This is a genomic window from Acidovorax sp. SUPP2539 (assembly GCF_030158975.1).
Taxonomy (GTDB): domain Bacteria; phylum Pseudomonadota; class Gammaproteobacteria; order Burkholderiales; family Burkholderiaceae_C; genus Paracidovorax.
In genome coordinates this window covers 57,506-75,139 of the sequence record NZ_BQXJ01000003.1, presented here as the reverse complement: position 1 = coordinate 75,139, position 17,634 = coordinate 57,506, and the positions used below count along the sequence as shown (strand labels likewise).

Genomic DNA, 17,634 nt, shown 5'->3' with positions numbered 1-17,634 from the left:
GGGCTTCGTGCCCCCTTTTTTTCGTTCTTCTGGCAGCGCAGCCGCCGCAGCCACGCCAATAGATCCCAACGCTCCCTGAAGCCGGCCCAGGCCGCATGCGGCCCGTGGGGCAGATCAGCGCGCTGCCGGACGGGCCGCGGCCGGTTGGCGGGGCAACTGCACATGAAAGGCCGTGTGCCCCTCGCGCGAGCAGACGTCGATGCGCCCACCGTGGCGCTGCACGATCTGGTGCACGATGTAGAGGCCCAGCCCCAGCCCCTGGTGCTGCCCCGGCTCGCGCTCCCGCCCCCGGAACGGATCGAACAGGTGGGGCACCAGCGCCGAGGGGATCGTCCCGGCATTGCGCACGGTGAGCTCCACCCGGTCGGCCGCCGTGCCGTCCAGCGTCACCTGCACCGGCTCGGCCGCATCGCCATGGTGAATGGCATTGCCCAGGAGGTTGGCCGCCACCTGGCACAGGCGCTCGGCATCCCACTGGCCCGTCAGGTTGCCCTTTTGCGTGACCTCGATAGTCCGGTCGGGGTGGCTGACGTGCAGCTCGTTCACCGGACGCTGCACCAGCTCGCCCAGGTCGGCGGGCCCGGTCTTCACGGGCAGCCCGCCGGACTGGCGCGCCCGCGTCACATCCAGCAGGTCCTCGATCATGCGGCCCATGCGCTGCGCGCTCGACTGCATCTTGCCGGCGATGGCCTGCACCTTGTCGGGCTCCTGCGGCCGCTGCAGCACCAGCGCGCTCGCCAGGAGGGCGCTCAGCGGTCCCCGCAGGTCATGGCTCAGCACGGCCATGAACATTTCGTTCACCCGAAGGGCTTCGGTGCGTTCCTGCAGTTCGCGCGCCAGGGCCACCTTCTGCTTTTGCAGGTCGAAGAACACGTTGGCCTTGTTCACCAGCACGTGCGGATCGATGGGCTTGTAGAGGAAGTCCACCGCGCCGGTCTCGTAGCCCTTGAACTGCCAGTTCTGGTCGCGCGAGCCCGCCGTCATGAAGATGAGCGGCACATGGCGGGTGCGTTCGCTGCCGCGGATCAACTCGGCCAGCTCGAAGCCGTTCATCTCGGGCATCTGCACGTCCAGCAGCGCCAGGGCCACGTCGGTGTGCACGAGGAGCAGTTCCAGGGCCTCGGAGCCCGAAGCGGCCTTGAGGATCTGCACGTCGTCGCGCTGCAGCAAGGCCTCCAGGGCGATCAGGTTTTCCTCCACGTCGTCGACGATCAGGCACTTCACCGGGGCAGTGCGCACGGGGGACGGCGGGATGGGGGCGGGTATCAAGAAGCTCTCCGATGGAACAGGGTCTCGAGCAGCGAAGCGATGCGCTGCGGGGAAAGAACATGGCCGGGCGTGCAGGCGCTCATCGCGGCTTCGGGCATGAAGGGCACGGGGGCGCTGTCCGGGTCCTGAACGACCGTGGTGCCCCCCGCGGCCTGCACGGCCGCCAATCCTTGCGCCCCGTCGCTGTTGGCACCCGACAGCAGGATGCCGAGCAAGCGCTCACCATACGCGTCCGCCGCGGATTCGAACAGCACATCGATGGACGGACGCGAAAAATGCACCGGATCATCCACGGACAGCGCCAATGAAGGCCCGCCATCGATCAGCAGATGGTAGTCCGGCGGCGCGAAGTACACGGTCCCGGGCTCGACCGGCTCCTTGTCCTGGGCTTCGCGCAAAGGCACGGCACAGCTCGGCTGGAAGATTTCGCACAGCAGGCTGGGCCGCTCGCGCGGCAGGTGCAGCACCACGAAGACCGCGGCCCGCAGGCCGGACGGCAGCGCCGGCAACAGGACCGAGAGCGCTTCGATGCTCCCCGCAGAGCCGCCGATCACCACCGCCTGCGGGCGGATGCGGTCGCTCATGCCCCACCCTTCTTCTGGTACAGGCGGTCCTGCGGCACGAGCTCTTCGAACTCGCCGGCATGCGAAGAAAAGCGCAGCGACTCCTTCGACCCCAGCCCGAGAAAGCCCTTGCGGCACAGCGCATCGCGGAACAGGCCCAGCGCGCGGTCCTGCAGGTCGCGGTCGAAATAGATCAGCACGTTGCGGCAGGACACGAGCTGCACTTCGGCGAACACGCTGTCGGTGGCCAGGCTGTGGTCCGAGAACACGATGTGCTTGCGCAGGCTCTTGTCGAGCACCACGCGCCCGTAGGCGGCGGTGTAGTGCTCCGACAGGGAGGTGCGCCCGCCCGACCTGGCGTGGTTTTCGGTGAAGGCCGGCACGCGCTCGATGGCGTAGATGCCCGCCTCGGCCTTCTGCAGGGCATTGGCGTTGATGTCGGTGGCATAGATCAGGGTGCGCTCCAGCAGCCCCTCCTCCCGCAGCAGGATGGCCAGCGAATACACCTCCTCGCCCGTGCTGCAGCCCGCCACCCAGATCTTGAGCGACGGGTAGGTGCGCAGCACCGGCACCACGGTCTCGCGCAGTGCGCGAAAGTACGTCGGGTCGCGGAACATCTCGCTCACCTGGACCGTTAGGTATTCCAGCATGGCAGGAAACACCTCCGGGTCGTGCAGCACCAAGTGCTGCAACTGGGACACCGTCCGGCAATGGAAACGGGTAAGCGCCGTCTGCAGGCGGCGCTTGAGCGAGGCCTGCGCATACCCGCGAAAATCGTAGTGGTAGCGCCGGTAGATGGCCTCGACCAGCAGGTGCTGCTCGATGTCGAACGTCTTCTTTCGCTGCTGCTGCGCCGCCGGGTCTTCGCTCATTTGGGCATCCACACGCGAACGAGCGACAGCAGTTTCTCGACATCCAGCGGCTTGGCGATGTAGTCGTTGGCACCGGCGGCCAGGCACTTCTCCTGGTCGTCCTTCATGGCCTTGGCAGTGAGCGCGATGATGGGCAGGCGACGCCATTCGGGGCGTTTGCGGATCTCGCTCATAGCAGTGAAGCCGTCCATCTCCGGCATCATGATGTCCATCAGGACGAGATCGACCGTGGCCGCGTCGCCGGACTGCGCACGCTGCAGGGCCTCCAGCGCCTCGCGGCCGTTGCGCGCGATCTGCACCTTGGCACCGGTGGGCTCGAGCACGCTGGACAGCGCGAAGATGTTGCGCACGTCGTCTTCGACCACCAGGATGTTGCGCCCCTCGAAGGTGGACTCGCGGTCCCGGGCCATCTGCAGCATCTGCTGGCGGTCCGCGGGCAGCTTGGACTCCACCTGGTGCAGGAACAGCGTGACTTCGTCCAGTAGCCGCTCGGGCGAGCGGGCGTCCTTGATGATGATGGACTTGGAGTAGCGCCGCAGCCGCTGCTCTTCGTCGCGCGACAGCGAGCGGCCGGTGTAGACGATGACGGGCGGGAACGCCACCTCTTCCTGGCCGGCCATCTTCTCCAGCAGCTCGTAACCGCTCAGGTCGGGCAGGTTCAGGTCCATCACCATGCAGTCGAACGTGCTGGTGCGCAGCAGTTCGAGCGCGCGCTGCGCCGTCTCGGCACCGACGATCTCGACATCGCCATTGGCCAGCAGGTGGTGCATGCTCTCGCGCTGGCGCTCGTCGTCCTCCACCACCAGCACGCGGCGCATGGCCTGGGTGAACTTGGCTTCCATGCGCTGCAGCGCCTGCACGAGTTCATCGCGCTTGACGGGCTTGAGCGCATAGCCGATGGCCCCCCGACCCATGGCCTCCTGGGCGTAGTCGGCCACGGAGACGACATGCACCGGAATGTGCCGCGTCAACGGGTTGCGCTTGAGCTGGTCGAGCACCGCCAGGCCGGAAATGTCCGGCAGGTTCATGTCCAGCACGACCGCACTGGGCATGTATTCGAGGGCCGCGGCCAGGCCTTCGCCACCGGTATGCGTGATCACGGACTGAAAGCCCATCTCCCGCGACAGGTCCAGCAGGATGCGTGCGAAACGCACGTCGTCCTCGACCACCAGGATGGTGCGGCGGCCGGGCGCCAGCTGGTCCCGGTCGTCCGCCACGGCATTCGCCGGGCGCCGCAACGCGCCGGCGGATGGCGGCACGACCGGCGCACCGTCTGCCGGCGGCGCGGACAGGCCGGAAGGACGGCCGGCGGGCGCCGGAGCCGCAGGGGCCGGCGAGGCCTGCGCGGTGGGCCGCGCCGCGTCCTGCGGGGCATTCAAGGGTGCCACCAGAGGCAGCACCAGCGTGAAGATGCTGCCTTGCCCCGGTGTGCTTCGCACGGTGATGCTGCCGCCGAGCAATTGCGCCAGGTCCCGGGAAATCGACAGTCCCAGGCCCGTCCCGCCGTACCGGCGGTGGGTGCTGCCATCGGCCTGCCGGAACGCCTCGAAGATCAGTTCCTGCTGGTGCTCGGGAATGCCGATGCCCGTGTCGCCGACTGCGAACGACACCGTGCCGTCGGCGTTGCCGAAGACACGCAGCGAGACCTCGCCCTGCTCGGTGAACTTCAGGGCGTTGGACAGCAGGTTCTTCAGCACCTGGCCGAAGCGCTGCACGTCGGTCTGCAACGCAGCCGGGGCGCCCGGCTCCACCGTGCAGTGCAGGGCCAGGCCCTTGTCGTGCGCGATGGGCCGCAACGGGTCCACCAACGCGTTCACCGCGCGGGCCACGTCCATCGGCTCGATGGAGATGGTGGCCTGCCCCGCTTCGATCTTGGACAGGTCGAGGATGTCGTTGATGAGGGACAGCAGATCGTTGCCCGCGCCATGGATGGTCTGGGCATATTTGACCTGCTCGCCCGTCAGGTTGCCGGACTTGTTGTCGGCCAGCAGCTTGGCCAGGATGAGGCTGGAGTTCAGCGGGGTGCGCAACTCATGGCTCATGTTGGCCAGGAACTCGCTCTTGTACTGGCTGGCCTGTTCCAGATCATTGGCCTTTTGCGACAGGGCATCCTGCGCGCGCAGCAACTGCTGCTTCTGGTATTCCAGCTGCTGCGTCTGCTCTTCCAGCTGGGCATTGCTCTGCTCCAGTTCTGTCTGCTGCGCTTCCATCTGGGCCTGGGACTCCTGCAGCACCCGGCTTTGCTGCTCGAGCTCTTCGTTGCTCACGCGCAGCTCTTCCTGCTGGGCCTGCAGTTCCTCGGCCTGGCGCTGGGTTTCTTCCAGCAGGGCTTCGAGCCGGGTCCGGTCGATGGCCGATCGGATGGAGGTGGCGAGCAATTCCGACGCGCGGGTGAGCAACTGCAGATCGGCATCGCGCAACGTGCGGAAGAACCCGAACTCGATCACCGCATGCACGACGCCGTTGTGCACGGCCGGCACCAGCACGATCTCGGCCGGCGTGGCGTGCCCCACCCCCGAGGAGATCGGCAGGTAGTTCGTCGGCACGTCCGTCACATGCATCAGCTGGCGGGAATCGGCCGCCTGCCCCAGCAAGCCCTGGCCGCTCAACACCCGGGCCCCGGCCTGCGGATCGGCCAGCGCATAGCTGCCGAACCGCTGGAACACACCACCACCTTCAGCCACATACGCCGCGCCCACCCGCGCACCCAGCCAGTCCGCCAGGTAGTCCATCACGATCGGGCCCAGATCGCTCAAGCGGTGGTCGCCCTGCAGCCGGTTGCCCAGCCCCACCAGGCCGCCCTTGATCCAGTCTTCCTGGGCCTTGGCGCGGTGATCGCTTCGAGCCAGCACGGCGGACATCAGGATCAGCAGCAGCAGTACGAACGAACTGACCCAGGTGAAATACGCGCCGAAGGTGGCTGCGGCGTCCCATTCGCCGCGCCGGGTGTCCAACTCCTGGCGCTCGGCGTTCAGCATTTCCCGCAGGATGTTGCGGATCGCATCCATGGTCGCACGGCCCCTGTCCGTGCGGACCACATCCGCCGCGCCCTCCACATTGCCTGCGCGCCGCATGTTCACGGTTTCGTCGAGCTCCGCCATCTTCTGTGCCACCAGGGCCTGCAGATGCTCGAAGCGCTGCACCTGTTCGGGCGACGCCTGAACCAGGGTGCGCAGTCGTCCCATCTCGGGCTTGAGCGAGGCCTGCGCTGCCGTGTAGGGCTGCAGGTAGCGGGTCTCACCGGTGAGCAGATAGCCACGCTGCCCCGTTTCCGCATCCTTCGTGATGGACAGGACGGTCTGCATCTGCGTGAGCGATTCCACGGCCGCATTGATGCGAGTCACCGCTTCGGCCCGCTCCTGTTGCGACTGGTAGGTGAACAGGGCAATGATGGTGGTGGCCAACGCGGCCAACATGAAGCCAGCGAACAGCCGGATCGGCATGCCTCGCTGGATCTGGGAGGAAGGGGCGTTAGATGTCATGGCGCGGATCGGAGTGGGCCCAAATCATAGAGCCCAATGGCATGGCGGTAACACCCGCACACAAGGTGCGGATACCCGCGGAACAGGTGGGGCGCGGTGGCGCAAATGCCCTTGCGCCCTGTCCCTAGGTGCCTGGCTGCGCCTGCCAGGCCGCCAACTGGCGACGCAGTTCCTCGTTCTCGGCCGTGAGTTCGGCCACGCGGTCGCGCAACGACTGCAGCGTATCGGGCGATGGGGCGTTGGCTTCGTCCCGCGGCTTGCGCTTGGCTTCGCGCACCCGCTTGGCCGCCTGCTTGAGTTCGTCGCCTCCCGCCATGGCCGCCGTACGCTGTTCGTCCTGCGGCAACGTGGCCACGGCCGCCGCCGCGTTGAGCGAAAGGGCGCCCGCCTTGACCGCGGCCACCACCTCGGGCGCGGCCTGCTTGCGTATTTTTTCGATCATCACCACCTGGCTGCTGCTCAGCCGTGCGGCCTTGGCGATGGCCTCCCGGCTGGACAGCGGCTGGGGCTCTGGCGATGGTGCCTGCGCCGGGGCATCGGCTGCGATCGGGCCAGGCGCGGCGGCATCGGCGGTTTCCACGCCATCCCCTGGTTCGCCGGGGGTCGCTTCCCGAAGGGCTTCGCCATTGGCAGCGCGCACGTTGCGATCAGCCAGAATCTCCCGCTTGCGCAGGGCCAGCACGCCGCGCTGGAAGTCCGATACGCTACGCCGACCCAGGTGCTGGTCGATCATCCACAGGTGCACGTCTTCCATGGAGCGGAAATTTTGATTTTGAACCGTCTGGAACGGCAACCCATGCTTTTGGCAGATACCGTAACGGTTATGGCCATCGACCAGCACCTCGCCCCACAGCACCAGCGCATCGCGGCACCCTTCCGCCAGCAGGCTGCGCTCCAGGGCCGCGTGCTCTTCGGGGCTCAGGGGGTCGATGTAGGCCTTGAGTTCTTCGTTGACGACGATATGCATGGGCGGGGTTTCCAGGACCAAAGGGCCGGCATTGTAGAGAGCCGATCCTGATCCGGAGAAAATCGCCAGGCGTATGAAAACCACCGACAAGGCCAACGGCTCACGCCAGAGCTTCAGAGGACAGCTGACCCTGCTGTTCGGCGGGCTGTCGCTCGCCAGCCTGCTGGGCGTGGGGGTTTACGTGGGCCACATCGCCACGGGGGAACTGGCCCGGTTCGGCGGCGAACTGCTGCACACCAGTGCCCGGTCGGCCGCCGACCTGCTGGCAACCAACCTGCGCGAGCGGGCCCAGGAGATCGACCTCCTGCGCCAGTTGGCACTCTTCACCCGCGGCGACCTTTCCGCCCAGGAAATGCGGCAGGCGCTGGATCTGCGCAAGACCACCCACAACGAATACGCCTGGATCGGCGTCACCGACGCGAGCGGACGGGTCACGCAAGCCACCGATGGCGTGCTGGTCGGAGCCCAGGTCGAGCACCGGCCGTGGTTCCAGTCCGCCCGTTCCGGACTGTTCGTGGGCGACGTGCACGAGGCCGTGCTGCTGGCCAAGCAGCTGCCCAACCGCAACCCGGACCAGCCGCTGCGCTTCATCGACTTTGCAGCCCCCATCCTGGACGAACAGGGCCAGTTGCGGGGGGTGCTGGGTGCCCATGCCCACTGGTCCTGGGTGACCGAGACGGTGGAGTCCATCGTGGTGAACCGGGTCGGTCAGCACGGCGCAGAGGTGCTGATCGCGGACAAGGCCGGGCACATTCTTTACCCGTTCCAGCATGCCGGACTGCTGAATCTTCCTGCCGGTGCCTCGCCGCAGGCACAGTCGGAGCGCCTGCAATGGAGCGATGGCGCGGAGTACCTCACCAGCATGGTGGAGATACCGACCGTGGCGCACACCGATCTGGGCTGGCGCATCGTGCTGCGCCAGCCGCTGGACAAGGCATTGGCTCCGGTGAAGGCGCTGCGCCAGCAACTGATTCTGCTCGGCCTGCTCACGGCCCTGGCCTGCGCCTTGGTGGCCTACCGGCTGGCAGCGCGCATCAGCCGACCCATCGAGCAGCTGGCCCGCGCCGCCCGCATGATCGAAAACCGCGCTGGAACGCCGGTGTATCCGGGCGACGAACACGCGTCGGAGATCACGCAGCTCAACCACTCATTCCAGTCGATGACTGCCTCCCTGCTCGAACGCGAGCGCGAGCTGTCCCAACTGAACATCTCCCTGGAAGCCCAGGTGGCGGAGCGCACGCAGGCGCTGCACCGGGCCAACCAGGAACTGGAGAACCTGGCGATTCACGATGCCCTCACCGGCCTATACAACCGCCGCAGGTTCGACGAAAAGCTGCGCGAGTACGTGCAGCTCTTTCAGCGCACGGGCCGGACCTTCGCGCTGCTGGTCATCGACGCCGACCATTTCAAGCATGTCAACGACCACCACGGCCACCAGGCCGGCGACGCGGTGCTCCAGCAACTGGCACAGGTGATCTCCGGCAGCGTGCGAATCACCGATTTCGTGGCGCGCTACGGCGGCGAGGAATTCGTGGTGCTGCTGCCGGAGCCGCAGGACCGGCAAGAGGGCCGCGTGGTGGCCGAAAAGATCCGCGTCGCGGTGAGCCAGAGCCACTTCCCGGCCGTCGGCCAGCTGACCGTGAGCCTGGGCATGAGCTTTTGCAGCCTGAAGGACACCAGCGAAACCGACATCGTCCAGCGTGCCGATCAGGCCCTGTACCAGGCCAAGCAGCAAGGGCGCAACCAGGTGGTGGTGGCGACCGAAAGCGCCTGACACCTTTTTACCCCGGCGGGAAAGCGGCAGAGACGCCGCTATGATTCGGCGCCCTCGCCATGAACCATCGCCGCGCCCTCCTTCGCCTGCTCCTGCTTGCCGTGTTCCTGCACACGTGCATCGGGCTGCCCTTGCACGAGGCGGAGCACCTGCGGGTCGCCATCGGCACAGGCCCGGAGGCCGTCAGCGTGGTGCAAGACGACGCGCCGCAGCCGGCGAAGCTGGCGCACGCGTTGGAACGCGGCCCCTGCGCCGGGTGCATGGCATTCGCGCAGCCCGCCGCCCTGCCCGGTGGCATCGGACTACCGGTGCCGCAGGCAGGCGGCGGCCCCAACTGCCCGCAGCCCACAGCGGCATTTGCCTTCGTGCCGGCACCTGGCCGCTGGCCTTTTGCATCGCGCGATCCCCCTCTTCCCATCGCCTGATGCATGCCGCCCCGCAAGGCGGTCGCATCCCAGTTGGATCTTCTCTCTCTCGCCGTGGCGGCGCTACCGTCGCGGGCGGGTCCGTGCATGCCATCCGGCCGCCCCGAATCGCGGCCGGCGATTTTTCCTCAGTACGTCCATGTTCCTCATTTCCTGCCGGGGCGCTCGCGCCCCCTTTCCACTCACGCTCGCCATGGCGGCGCTGTCGTGCGGCTCTGCCATGGCGCAGACCGCCGACAATGCGCCCCAACTTTCCACCGTCGAGATCGTCGGACGCACCGAGTCCGGGGCCTACCATGCCGAAGAATCCGCGGGTGCCAAGACCGACCTGCCGCTGCGGGAGCTGCCGCAATCGGTGCGGGTCGTCACCCGCCAGGCCATCGACGACCTGGGCGCCACGCGGCTCGATGATGTGCTCGACTATGTGGGCGGTGTGTCCCGCCAGAACAATTTCGGCGGGCTGTGGGACAACGTGGCCATCCGCGGCCTGCCTGGCAATGAAAACACCGGCATGGCCACGTTGATGAACGGCTTTTCCTCCAACCGGGGCTTCAACGCGCCGCGCGATCTGGCCGGCGTGGAGCGCATCGAATTTCTCAAAGGCCCCGCTGCAGCGCTCTATGGCAGCAGCGAGCCCGGCGGCACCCTGAACATCGTCAGCAAGCGGCCCTTGTGGAAGGCAGCCAACGCCGTCGAGGGCTCCGTGGGCAGCCAGGGCCTCAAGCGGGGCGCATTCGACAGCACCGGCCCCATCGGCGAGAACTTCGCCTATCGCCTCAACGTGGCAGCGGAGGACCGCGACAGCTTCCGCGACCATGTGAGTTCCGAACGGCGTGTGGTCGCCCCGGCATTCACCTGGAAGCTGGGCCGCGACACGTCGCTGGAATACGCCGGGGAGTTTCTGCGCCATGCCACGCCTTTGGACCGGGGCGTCGTGGCCGTGGGCAATCGGTTGGGCACCATCCCGCGCAGCCGATTCCTGGGCGAGCCGGGCGATGGCGATGTGACGGTGGAGAACCAGACCCATCAGTTCATCCTGTCGCACGAATGGAGCCCGCAATGGCGCAGCCGCGTGGGCTTGTCGTACCGCGAGACCTCCATCCAGGGCTTCTCCACCGAAGCCAGCGCACTGCAGTCCAATGGCCTGCTGACCCGCCAGCGCCGCTTTCGGGACTTCGCCTCGGACGACATCGCATTGCAGGCCGAACTGCAGGGCAACGTCAAGGCCGGCGGCATGGAACACGAACTGCTGTTCGGCGTGGAGAGCTTCAAGTTCCATCTGGACACGCTGATGCTGCGCGCCAACCCCACGGCGACCTCCCCCTATGCGATCGACATCCAGACCCCTGTCTACGGACAGTCCCAGCCCACGCCATTGCCCAACACGGACACCCTGGAGCGCCAGCGCAACACCGCGCTTTATTTTCAGGATGCCATCAAGCTGTCGCCGACGTGGCGCCTGGTGGGCGGGGTGCGCGTGGACCAGTACCGGCAGTCGCTGGAAAACCGGCGCAATGGCTCCACGGTCCGCCAGGAGCCGTCATCCACCTCGCCGCGCGTCGGCCTGAGCTGGCTGCCGTCCTCGCAATGGACGGTGTACGCGAACGTGGGGCGTTCGTTCCGCCCGAACGTGGGGTCCGACAGTGCCTCGCAGCCCTTCGATCCAGAAACCGGGCGTTCCCTGGAAGTCGGCGCAAAGTGGGAGAGCGCGGACCAGCGCATGGGTGCCACGGCCGCCCTGTTCGACATCCGTAAACGCAATGTACTGACCTCCGACCCGCTCAATTCGAGCTATTCCGTGGCCGCTGGCGAGGTGCGCAGCCGGGGCCTGGAGCTGGATTTCGCAGGCCAGGTGACGGCCCGCTGGCGGGTCAACGCCAGCCTGGTTCTGAACGACGTGGAAATCACCCGGGACAACACCCTGGAGGTCGGCGGCCGGCTGCTCAACGTGCCCAAGGTCAATGGCAGCGTGCTGGCGGTGTACGAGAACGCCTTCGACAATGGGCAACGCTATGGCATCGGGGGCGGCGTCACGCACGTCGGCCGCCGCCTGGGCCAGGCCCGCACCCAGGCCGAGGCCAATGCGGGATCGGCGGCCTTCGATCTGCCCAGCTACCGCACAGCCAAGCTGGTCGCCTACTGGCGCATCACCCCGGCCGTGCGGCTGACCCTGGACGTGGACAATGTTTTCGACACCACGTACTACACCAGTTCGTACAGCCGCCTCTGGGTTGCACCGGGCACGGCGCGCGCGTTGACGCTGGGCGTGCAGGCACGTTTCTGACACATCGCGCAGGGGGTGGAGGGGGCAGAGGCAGCGGATGACATCCGGCGTGAGCAACGTCTGACGCGGGGGAGATGCGGCCCCCGCCAGCATGGCAGCCTATGCCTGTCATCCCGCCCCAGCCCATACCCGCCTCCCCCAAACGTGCCCGCCAGCCGAGAGCACCTCGCAAGCCGTCAGCGGCACGCATCCAGTCGGTGCTGAAGAAGACGTTCGGTTTGCGCGAGCTGCGGGCGGGCCAGCGCGAGGTGATCGACCGCGTGCTGCAGTCCGAAAACACGTTGGCGGTGATGCCGACCGGGGCGGGCAAGTCGCTTTGCTACCAATTGCCTGCCCTGATGATCGAAGGCAGGACGGTGGTGGTGTCACCGCTCATCGCGCTCATGCGGGACCAATGCGACTCGCTGCGCGAGCGGGGTGTTCCCGCCGTGCAACTGCACAGCGGGCTCACACCGCAGGAAACGCGCGAGGCAGAGCAGGCCATTGCCGATGGCAGCGCACGCATCGTGCTGACCACCCCGGAGCGGCTCGCCGACGCAGAATTTCTGGCCTTGGTCGCCTCCAGCGGCCCGATCGGCCTGCTCGCGGTGGACGAAGCCCACTGCATCTCCCAATGGGGCCATGATTTTCGGCCGGCCTTTCTCGAAATCGCCGGAGCGGTGGCACGGCTCGGCCGCCCGACCGTGCTGGCGCTGACCGCTACAGCGGCCGGGCCGGTGGCGGCGGACATTCGCAAGCAACTGGGCATTCCTGCCGCAGGCGTCGTCGACACGGGGACTTACCGGCCGAACCTCCGCTACCGCGCCGAAGCGCTGGCCAACGAAGCGGACAAGCGGGCGCGCCTCATCGACATTGTGAAAGCGGCCGAGGGTTCCGGGCTGGTCTATGCCGCTACGGTGAAAGCAGCGCAGGAGGTTCATGCAGCGCTGCGCGCTGCGGATGTGGCGGCGGGCCTCTACCACGGGCGCATGCCAGCCGCGGAGCGCAGTGAAGCCCAGGATGCGTTCATGCGGGGAGAGGTCCGCGTGATGGTCGCCACCAATGCGTTCGGACTGGGCATCGACAAGCAGGATGTCCGCTTTGTCGTGCACTACCAGATGCCGGGCGGCCTCGATGCGTACTATCAGGAATCAGGGCGTGCGGGACGCGATGGCGATCCAGCAGACTGCACGCTGCTGTTTCTCCGCAAGGACAAAGCGGTACAGCAGTTCTTTCTGGCGGGCCGCTACCCGAGCGCGGACGACATCGACGCGCTTTACCAGGCATTGCGCGATCCCGCGCCGCAAGACCCGGGCGTCTGGACGCTAGACAGCCTGCAGGCCCGCCTGGACCGGCCCCGCAGCAAGCTGCAGGTGGGACTGGGCCTGCTGCAGCGGCACAAGATTGTCTCGAAAGCGCGCAGCGGCGCACTCTCCCTGCGCAAGACGGAACTGGAGCCCGCGTCGGTGCGTGCGCTCCTGCAGGCCTATGCCGACAAGCGGGAGCAAGACCAGCAGGCGCTGGAGCGCATGGTGTTCTATGCGCAGACGGGTCGCTGCCGTTGGCAGGTGCTGCTCGAGTATTTCGACCCATCGGACGAACCGCAGCGTTGCGGTACCTGCGACAACTGCATTCGCATGGCCCATCTGGCCCAACAGGCTTTGGCCGAGCGGGCTGCCGACACGGTGCGGAACCTGGGGGCGACCGACCTGGGCGAAATGGGAGAGCCGGTCATCGCGTCGGCAGCGCAAGCCCGTCGTGATGCCCAGGCGCTCGAACTGGGGGCAACCGTTCGCGTCAAACGGTATGGCCAGGGCACCGTGGCGGCCATCGACGCGATTTCCGTCACGGTGGATTTTGCCGACGGGACCCAACGCTGTTTTCAGCCGGACTTCGTGCAGCGGTTTGTTCCCCGGGGCGCGCGGGCCAAACCGCTGTCTTGAGCTGGGCCCACAGACCGGAGTGGGTTGGCTGAATGGGGCCTGCCGGTCATGCCGTCGCTGGGCGTCCAAACCCTGCAAGGTCTGCGCACCGTGCAAAGCCCCTTCAGCCGTTGCGCGTTTCCCGGCAGGAGGGGTAGTCAGAGCATCCCCAGAACGATTGACCAGCCAGCACGCCCCGCTTGGCGGTGCGCCGCACCATCCGGCTGCCGCATTGAGGACAGGACACTTCGGACCGCACTGCCGGGGTCTCCTGCGGTGAGGAAGGGACCGACACCTTGGACGCAGTTTGCGGGAGCGGGCTGCGATCAACGGTGGTTTCGCGAATGAGTTGCAGCAGTGCTGCGCCATCGATCAGGCGGATATTTCGCCCGCTGGCGAACGCCGTAGCGTCTTGTGTGAAGCGCCCGGACGTCACCACGAAGCCGGCGGACGCCCCGTGCGCGGCCATCACGCCATACAACTCGCGGACCACCGGGACGCCGACCTGGAAGGCTTTCCAATGCTTGCACTGGACGAGGGACATTTCCCCCGCTTTGGTGAGAACCAGATCCACCCCACCATCCGCGCCCTCTTGCGCCCGCTCCTGCACTGCATAGCCGCGCCGCCGGAATCCCTCGCCCACGAGCTTTTCGAAAGCCTGCCAGGACATTCCTTGCAAGGCCTGTGCGCTGGAGCTGGCGGTCCCGCAGTCGTCCAGCAGATGGCGCCGCTCCCGACGCCTCAGGGCGGAAAGCACGGCTCCCATCAGGCACAGAAGCGGCAGCACGAATTGCCCGGCATAAGCCAGACTGCGCCAGAGCGCACCGGTGACCACCAACCCCATCTCGTGCGACGTTCTCATCGCCGGCATGGGCTGGGATGCCACCGTGTGCAGCGCCCAATAAATCATGGCCGCCAGGCCAAGCCCGACCCACCATGGAAGCCGTGCCACCCAATCCATGAAATCGTCTGCGGCACTTTGTTTTTGACGTCTTCTTGCCATTTCTCCCCTCCTGCATTCCGTCAAGCGGATCAATCGAACATTTTGCAACAAATCGCCGGTCGGAGGCCAGGGGGCCGGGAAATTTGCGGAAGATAGGAGGGAAGGAATCTGCCCGGGCGGAGATAACATGCTGTCGCCTTTCACGCCTGCCCTTCGCCCAGGCCACGCCGCAAAACGGTCATGCCTCCGCCTGCCCATTGCGCCACGCCCGCCCGTCTCAGTGGACACAACGCCTTCCGAAACCCGTGCGCACCGTTCCCTTGAAAACCCAACTGCTGCTGGTGGCTGCGGCGGCGATCCTGCCGCTGGCGGTCGTGTGCGGCATCTCCCTGTCCGCCCTTTTCGAAAGCCAGCGTGCGCAAAACGAGGCTTCGAGCCTCGGTGTCGCACGCGCGCTGGCCACGGCAGTGGAGGGAGAGTTGCGACTGACGATGTCCGCCTTGCAAACGCTGGCCCTGGCCGATCCGCTGGGCACGGCGGATGGCGAGGGCAAAGCCCAGGCCCTCGCACTCAGCCGGGCGGTGCGTGCCTCCCATCCGGAGTGGCGGGGCTTGCTGCTGGCGGACCCTTCAGGGCGGGTGGTGTTCTCCACCGAGACAGACCGCCCTACCAGCGCGAACGTGGTGGAGCGATCCAGCTTTGACGCAACAGTCCAGACCCGACGGCCCGTCGCCGGGTCCATGGCGCGTGGTGCCGGGGGCAATCTGGCCTTTCCGGTCCGCGTTCCGGTGGTACGGGATGGGGTGGTGAAATATGTGCTGACAGCCATCATTCGACCGGAGGCCATTGCCGCCGTGCTGCGTGCGCAACGCGTTCCCGAAGGTTGGTACGTGTCCGTCTTCGATGCCAAGCTGGCTCGCATCGCCCGTACGGTGGACGACGAAAAATGGCGGGGCTCCGGCCCCAGTGAATCGCTCAAGCCCTTTTTCCAGGCACTGGGCCACGACAAGCAAGAACTCCTGGGCACCAGTACCAATGTCGATGGCGTGCTTGCGAAGACCGTGCTCGCGCGGCTCGACGAAGGGGGCTGGACGCTCGTCCTGGGCACATCGCTGTCGAAGGCAGAAAGCTCCTGGTGGCGCACCGCGGGGGCCTACGTGCTGGGTCTTCTGGCATCGCTGATTCTCGGGGGCACGGGTGCCTGGTGGATGTCGAAGTCCATCACGATGCCCATGCGCAGCCTGCGAGACGACGCCGATGCCCTGGGCCGGGGCGAATTGCGGCCATCCGGCATGTCGCGCATCATGGAAATCGACGCCGTGGCCCGGGCGCTCGAATCGGCCGCTGTGCAACGCGCCGGCAGCGAGGCAGAGCGGGAAGAGTTGCTGCAGCTCGAAAGCCATGCACGGTCCGCGGCCCAGGCGGCCGAACAGCGGCTGGGGTTGCTGGTCAATGCCAGTGCCGTGCTTTCCGGATCACTGGAGGAGTCGGACACGCTCGACGCGATTGCCCGCCTGGTGGTGCCCGCCATCGGCGATGCCTGCCGGATCGATCTGCTGGATGAGCAAGGGGCCTTGCTGCCAAGGCTGAGCCATTCCAAATGGACGGAGCACAGCGGCAGGCTTGCCGAACAAGACAGCATGCCGGTCCATTCCGCGGAAACACCGCAAGTGCTGATCACCGCCCTGAAGACCGGCAAGCCCAGCCTGCATCCATCCGGCCAGACTGGCGAAGACGACGGCCGCAGCAAAGACATTTCAGCGCTTGTGCCGGAATTCGAAGCCGTCGCGGCCTGCGTCGTGCCGCTCATTGCGCGTGGGCGCACGATCGGCACCATGGCGGTGCTGCAGGCCGGCCCTAGCCGCATCTTTGGAGCGGAAGACAGCGCACTGATCGGCGAGCTCGCGCAACGCGCAGCCTTGGCACTGGACAATGCACTGCTCTTGTCGGAGGCGCGAAAGGCGCAGCGCGAGGCCGAGTCAGCCAACCGCGCGAAAGATGAATTCCTGGCCATGCTGGGCCATGAACTCCGCAACCCTCTGGCACCCATCGTGCTGGCCCTTCAGTTGATCGCCCGCCGGGATCCCACGGCGTTTTCCCGGGAACGCGAAATCATCGGCCGCCAGGTCAAGCACCTGTCGCGCCTGGTGGACGATCTGCTCGACATCTCGAGAATCGTGTCGGGAAAGATCACCCTGGCGCTGGAACCGGTGGATCTTCAAGAGGTGGTGGAGCGTGCGCTGGAGCTGACGATGCCCGCCTTGCAGGCACGCAGCTCCATGCCCCAGCTGACCCTGCCAAACGGGCCTGTCCTCGTGCAGGGCGAATTGCTCCGGCTCGTTCAGATCGTCTGCAATCTGCTCAACAACGCCGCGAAATTCAGCCCGCCGGAAACGCCCATCCGGATCGAACTCGCCAGCGAGACGGGCTGGGCCGTGCTCCGCGTCAGCGATGAGGGCGTGGGCATTCCTGCCCACCTGCTCCACCACGTATTCGAGCGGTTCGTGCAGGGCGAGCAAGCATTGGAGCGCGCGTCCGGAGGGCTCGGCCTGGGACTGGCCATCGCCCGCAGCTTGACGGGCCTGCACTCCGGCACCATTGAGGCGCACAGCGACGGACCGGGCAGAGGAAGCACTTTCACGCTGCGCTTGCCCTTGCTCGGCCAACGACAAGCCACCGATGACCCGCAAGGAGATTCGGGATCGGAGGCGTTGCCCGCACTGCGATTGCTTTTGGTCGATGACAACAACGATGCCGCCGACCTGCTGGCGGAATGGATGCGAATGGAAGGCCATCGGGTACAGGCCACCTACAGTGCCGCCGAGGGCTTGGCCAAATTAGCCGAAGCACGGTTCGACGCGGCCATCTTCGACATCGGTCTGCCCGAGATCAACGGGTACGAACTGGCGCGCCGCGTCCGCTCGCAGCCAGATACCAGGCACCTTCCTTTGATTGCATTGACAGGCTATGGAAGCGATGCCGACCGGCTGCTCGCGCTGGAGGCGGGTTTCGACGACCATTTTTCCAAGCCGGTGGACATGGGCCGGCTGCTGGAGCGCTTGAAAGCGCTGCTGGCCGCCCGCCACGAAAAGGATGCAGCACTGCATCCCCGCCCATGAACCCGGACTGACGGCCCGCCACGATCCGGTCGCCC

General features: G+C 66.7%; 11 protein-coding genes. 5 read left to right on the top strand and 6 right to left on the bottom strand.

The window, feature by feature from the left end; genetic code table 11:
* Positions 1-114 precede the first annotated feature (114 nt).
* The 5 genes from AVTE2539_RS11660 to AVTE2539_RS11640 form a co-directional block, all read right to left on the bottom strand.
* Positions 115-1,239 (bottom strand): hybrid sensor histidine kinase/response regulator, encoded by a 1,125-nt coding sequence (locus tag AVTE2539_RS11660; protein WP_284410813.1) that lies wholly within the window; start codon positions 1,237-1,239, stop codon positions 115-117.
* 26 nt (positions 1,240-1,265) lie between these two features.
* Positions 1,266-1,853 carry a chemotaxis protein CheB gene (locus AVTE2539_RS11655; protein ID WP_272567402.1) on the bottom strand — a complete coding sequence of 196 codons (588 nt, stop codon included), beginning with the start codon at positions 1,851-1,853 and terminating at the stop codon, positions 1,266-1,268.
* Complete coding sequence (locus tag AVTE2539_RS11650) at positions 1,850-2,704, bottom strand: CheR family methyltransferase (RefSeq protein ID WP_284410811.1); 855 nt, start codon at positions 2,702-2,704, stop codon at positions 1,850-1,852. Before AVTE2539_RS11650 ends, AVTE2539_RS11655 begins: the two co-directional genes overlap by 4 nt.
* On the bottom strand, positions 2,701-6,186 hold the full coding sequence (locus tag AVTE2539_RS11645; protein WP_284410809.1) for a response regulator: 3,486 nt from the start codon (positions 6,184-6,186) through the stop codon (positions 2,701-2,703). The genes AVTE2539_RS11650 and AVTE2539_RS11645 overlap by 4 nt, the downstream gene beginning before the upstream one ends.
* 124 nt (positions 6,187-6,310) lie before the next feature.
* Positions 6,311-7,153 carry a plasmid replication/partition related protein gene (locus tag AVTE2539_RS11640; RefSeq protein WP_284410807.1) on the bottom strand — a complete coding sequence of 281 codons (843 nt, stop codon included), beginning with the start codon at positions 7,151-7,153 and terminating at the stop codon, positions 6,311-6,313.
* Between the two features lie 73 nt (positions 7,154-7,226).
* On the opposite strand from AVTE2539_RS11640, the gene AVTE2539_RS11635 reads away from it, so the two are divergent.
* From AVTE2539_RS11635 to AVTE2539_RS11620, 4 genes are all read left to right on the top strand, one after another.
* Positions 7,227-8,927 carry a sensor domain-containing diguanylate cyclase gene (locus AVTE2539_RS11635; RefSeq protein ID WP_284410804.1) on the top strand — a complete coding sequence of 567 codons (1,701 nt, stop codon included), beginning with the start codon at positions 7,227-7,229 and terminating at the stop codon, positions 8,925-8,927.
* 59 nt (positions 8,928-8,986) lie between these two features.
* Positions 8,987-9,352, top strand: coding sequence for a hypothetical protein (locus AVTE2539_RS11630; protein WP_284410802.1), 366 nt, complete (start codon positions 8,987-8,989; stop codon positions 9,350-9,352).
* A gap of 139 nt (positions 9,353-9,491) precedes the next feature.
* A complete protein-coding gene (locus AVTE2539_RS11625) occupies positions 9,492-11,636 on the top strand; it encodes a TonB-dependent siderophore receptor (protein WP_284410799.1) in 2,145 nt (714 codons plus the stop codon).
* A gap of 101 nt (positions 11,637-11,737) precedes the next feature.
* A complete protein-coding gene (locus AVTE2539_RS11620) occupies positions 11,738-13,558 on the top strand; it encodes a RecQ family ATP-dependent DNA helicase (RefSeq protein WP_284410797.1) in 1,821 nt (606 codons plus the stop codon).
* 103 nt (positions 13,559-13,661) lie between these two features.
* Here AVTE2539_RS11620 and AVTE2539_RS11615 read toward each other — a convergent pair whose 3' ends face one another.
* Positions 13,662-14,540: a restriction endonuclease gene (locus AVTE2539_RS11615; RefSeq protein ID WP_284410795.1), complete on the bottom strand. Its 879-nt coding sequence runs from the start codon at positions 14,538-14,540 to the stop codon at positions 13,662-13,664.
* A 245-nt stretch (positions 14,541-14,785) separates the two neighbouring features.
* Between AVTE2539_RS11615 and AVTE2539_RS11610 the strand changes: the two genes are divergently transcribed.
* The gene (locus tag AVTE2539_RS11610) at positions 14,786-17,599 is read left to right on the top strand and encodes a hybrid sensor histidine kinase/response regulator (protein WP_284410792.1); all 2,814 of its coding nucleotides are present in this window, start codon (positions 14,786-14,788) and stop codon (positions 17,597-17,599) included.
* The last annotated feature ends 35 nt before the right edge of the window (positions 17,600-17,634 follow it).

Bases quoted from the DNA above. Each gene is read 5' to 3' on its own strand.
- AVTE2539_RS11655 (WP_272567402.1), bottom strand. From the start codon at position 1,853: ATGAGCGACCGCATCCGCCCGCAGGCGGTGGTGATCGGCGGCTCTGCG.
- AVTE2539_RS11650 (WP_284410811.1), bottom strand. From the start codon at position 2,704: ATGAGCGAAGACCCGGCGGCGCAGCAGCAGCGAAAGAAGACGTTCGAC.
- AVTE2539_RS11645 (WP_284410809.1), bottom strand. From the start codon at position 6,186: ATGACATCTAACGCCCCTTCCTCCCAGATCCAGCGAGGCATGCCGATC.
- AVTE2539_RS11640 (WP_284410807.1), bottom strand. From the start codon at position 7,153: ATGCATATCGTCGTCAACGAAGAACTCAAGGCCTACATCGACCCCCTG.
- AVTE2539_RS11635 (WP_284410804.1), top strand. From the start codon at position 7,227: ATGAAAACCACCGACAAGGCCAACGGCTCACGCCAGAGCTTCAGAGGA.
- AVTE2539_RS11630 (WP_284410802.1), top strand. From the start codon at position 8,987: ATGAACCATCGCCGCGCCCTCCTTCGCCTGCTCCTGCTTGCCGTGTTC.
- AVTE2539_RS11625 (WP_284410799.1), top strand. From the start codon at position 9,492: ATGTTCCTCATTTCCTGCCGGGGCGCTCGCGCCCCCTTTCCACTCACG.
- AVTE2539_RS11620 (WP_284410797.1), top strand. From the start codon at position 11,738: ATGCCTGTCATCCCGCCCCAGCCCATACCCGCCTCCCCCAAACGTGCC.
- AVTE2539_RS11615 (WP_284410795.1), bottom strand. From the start codon at position 14,540: ATGGCAAGAAGACGTCAAAAACAAAGTGCCGCAGACGATTTCATGGAT.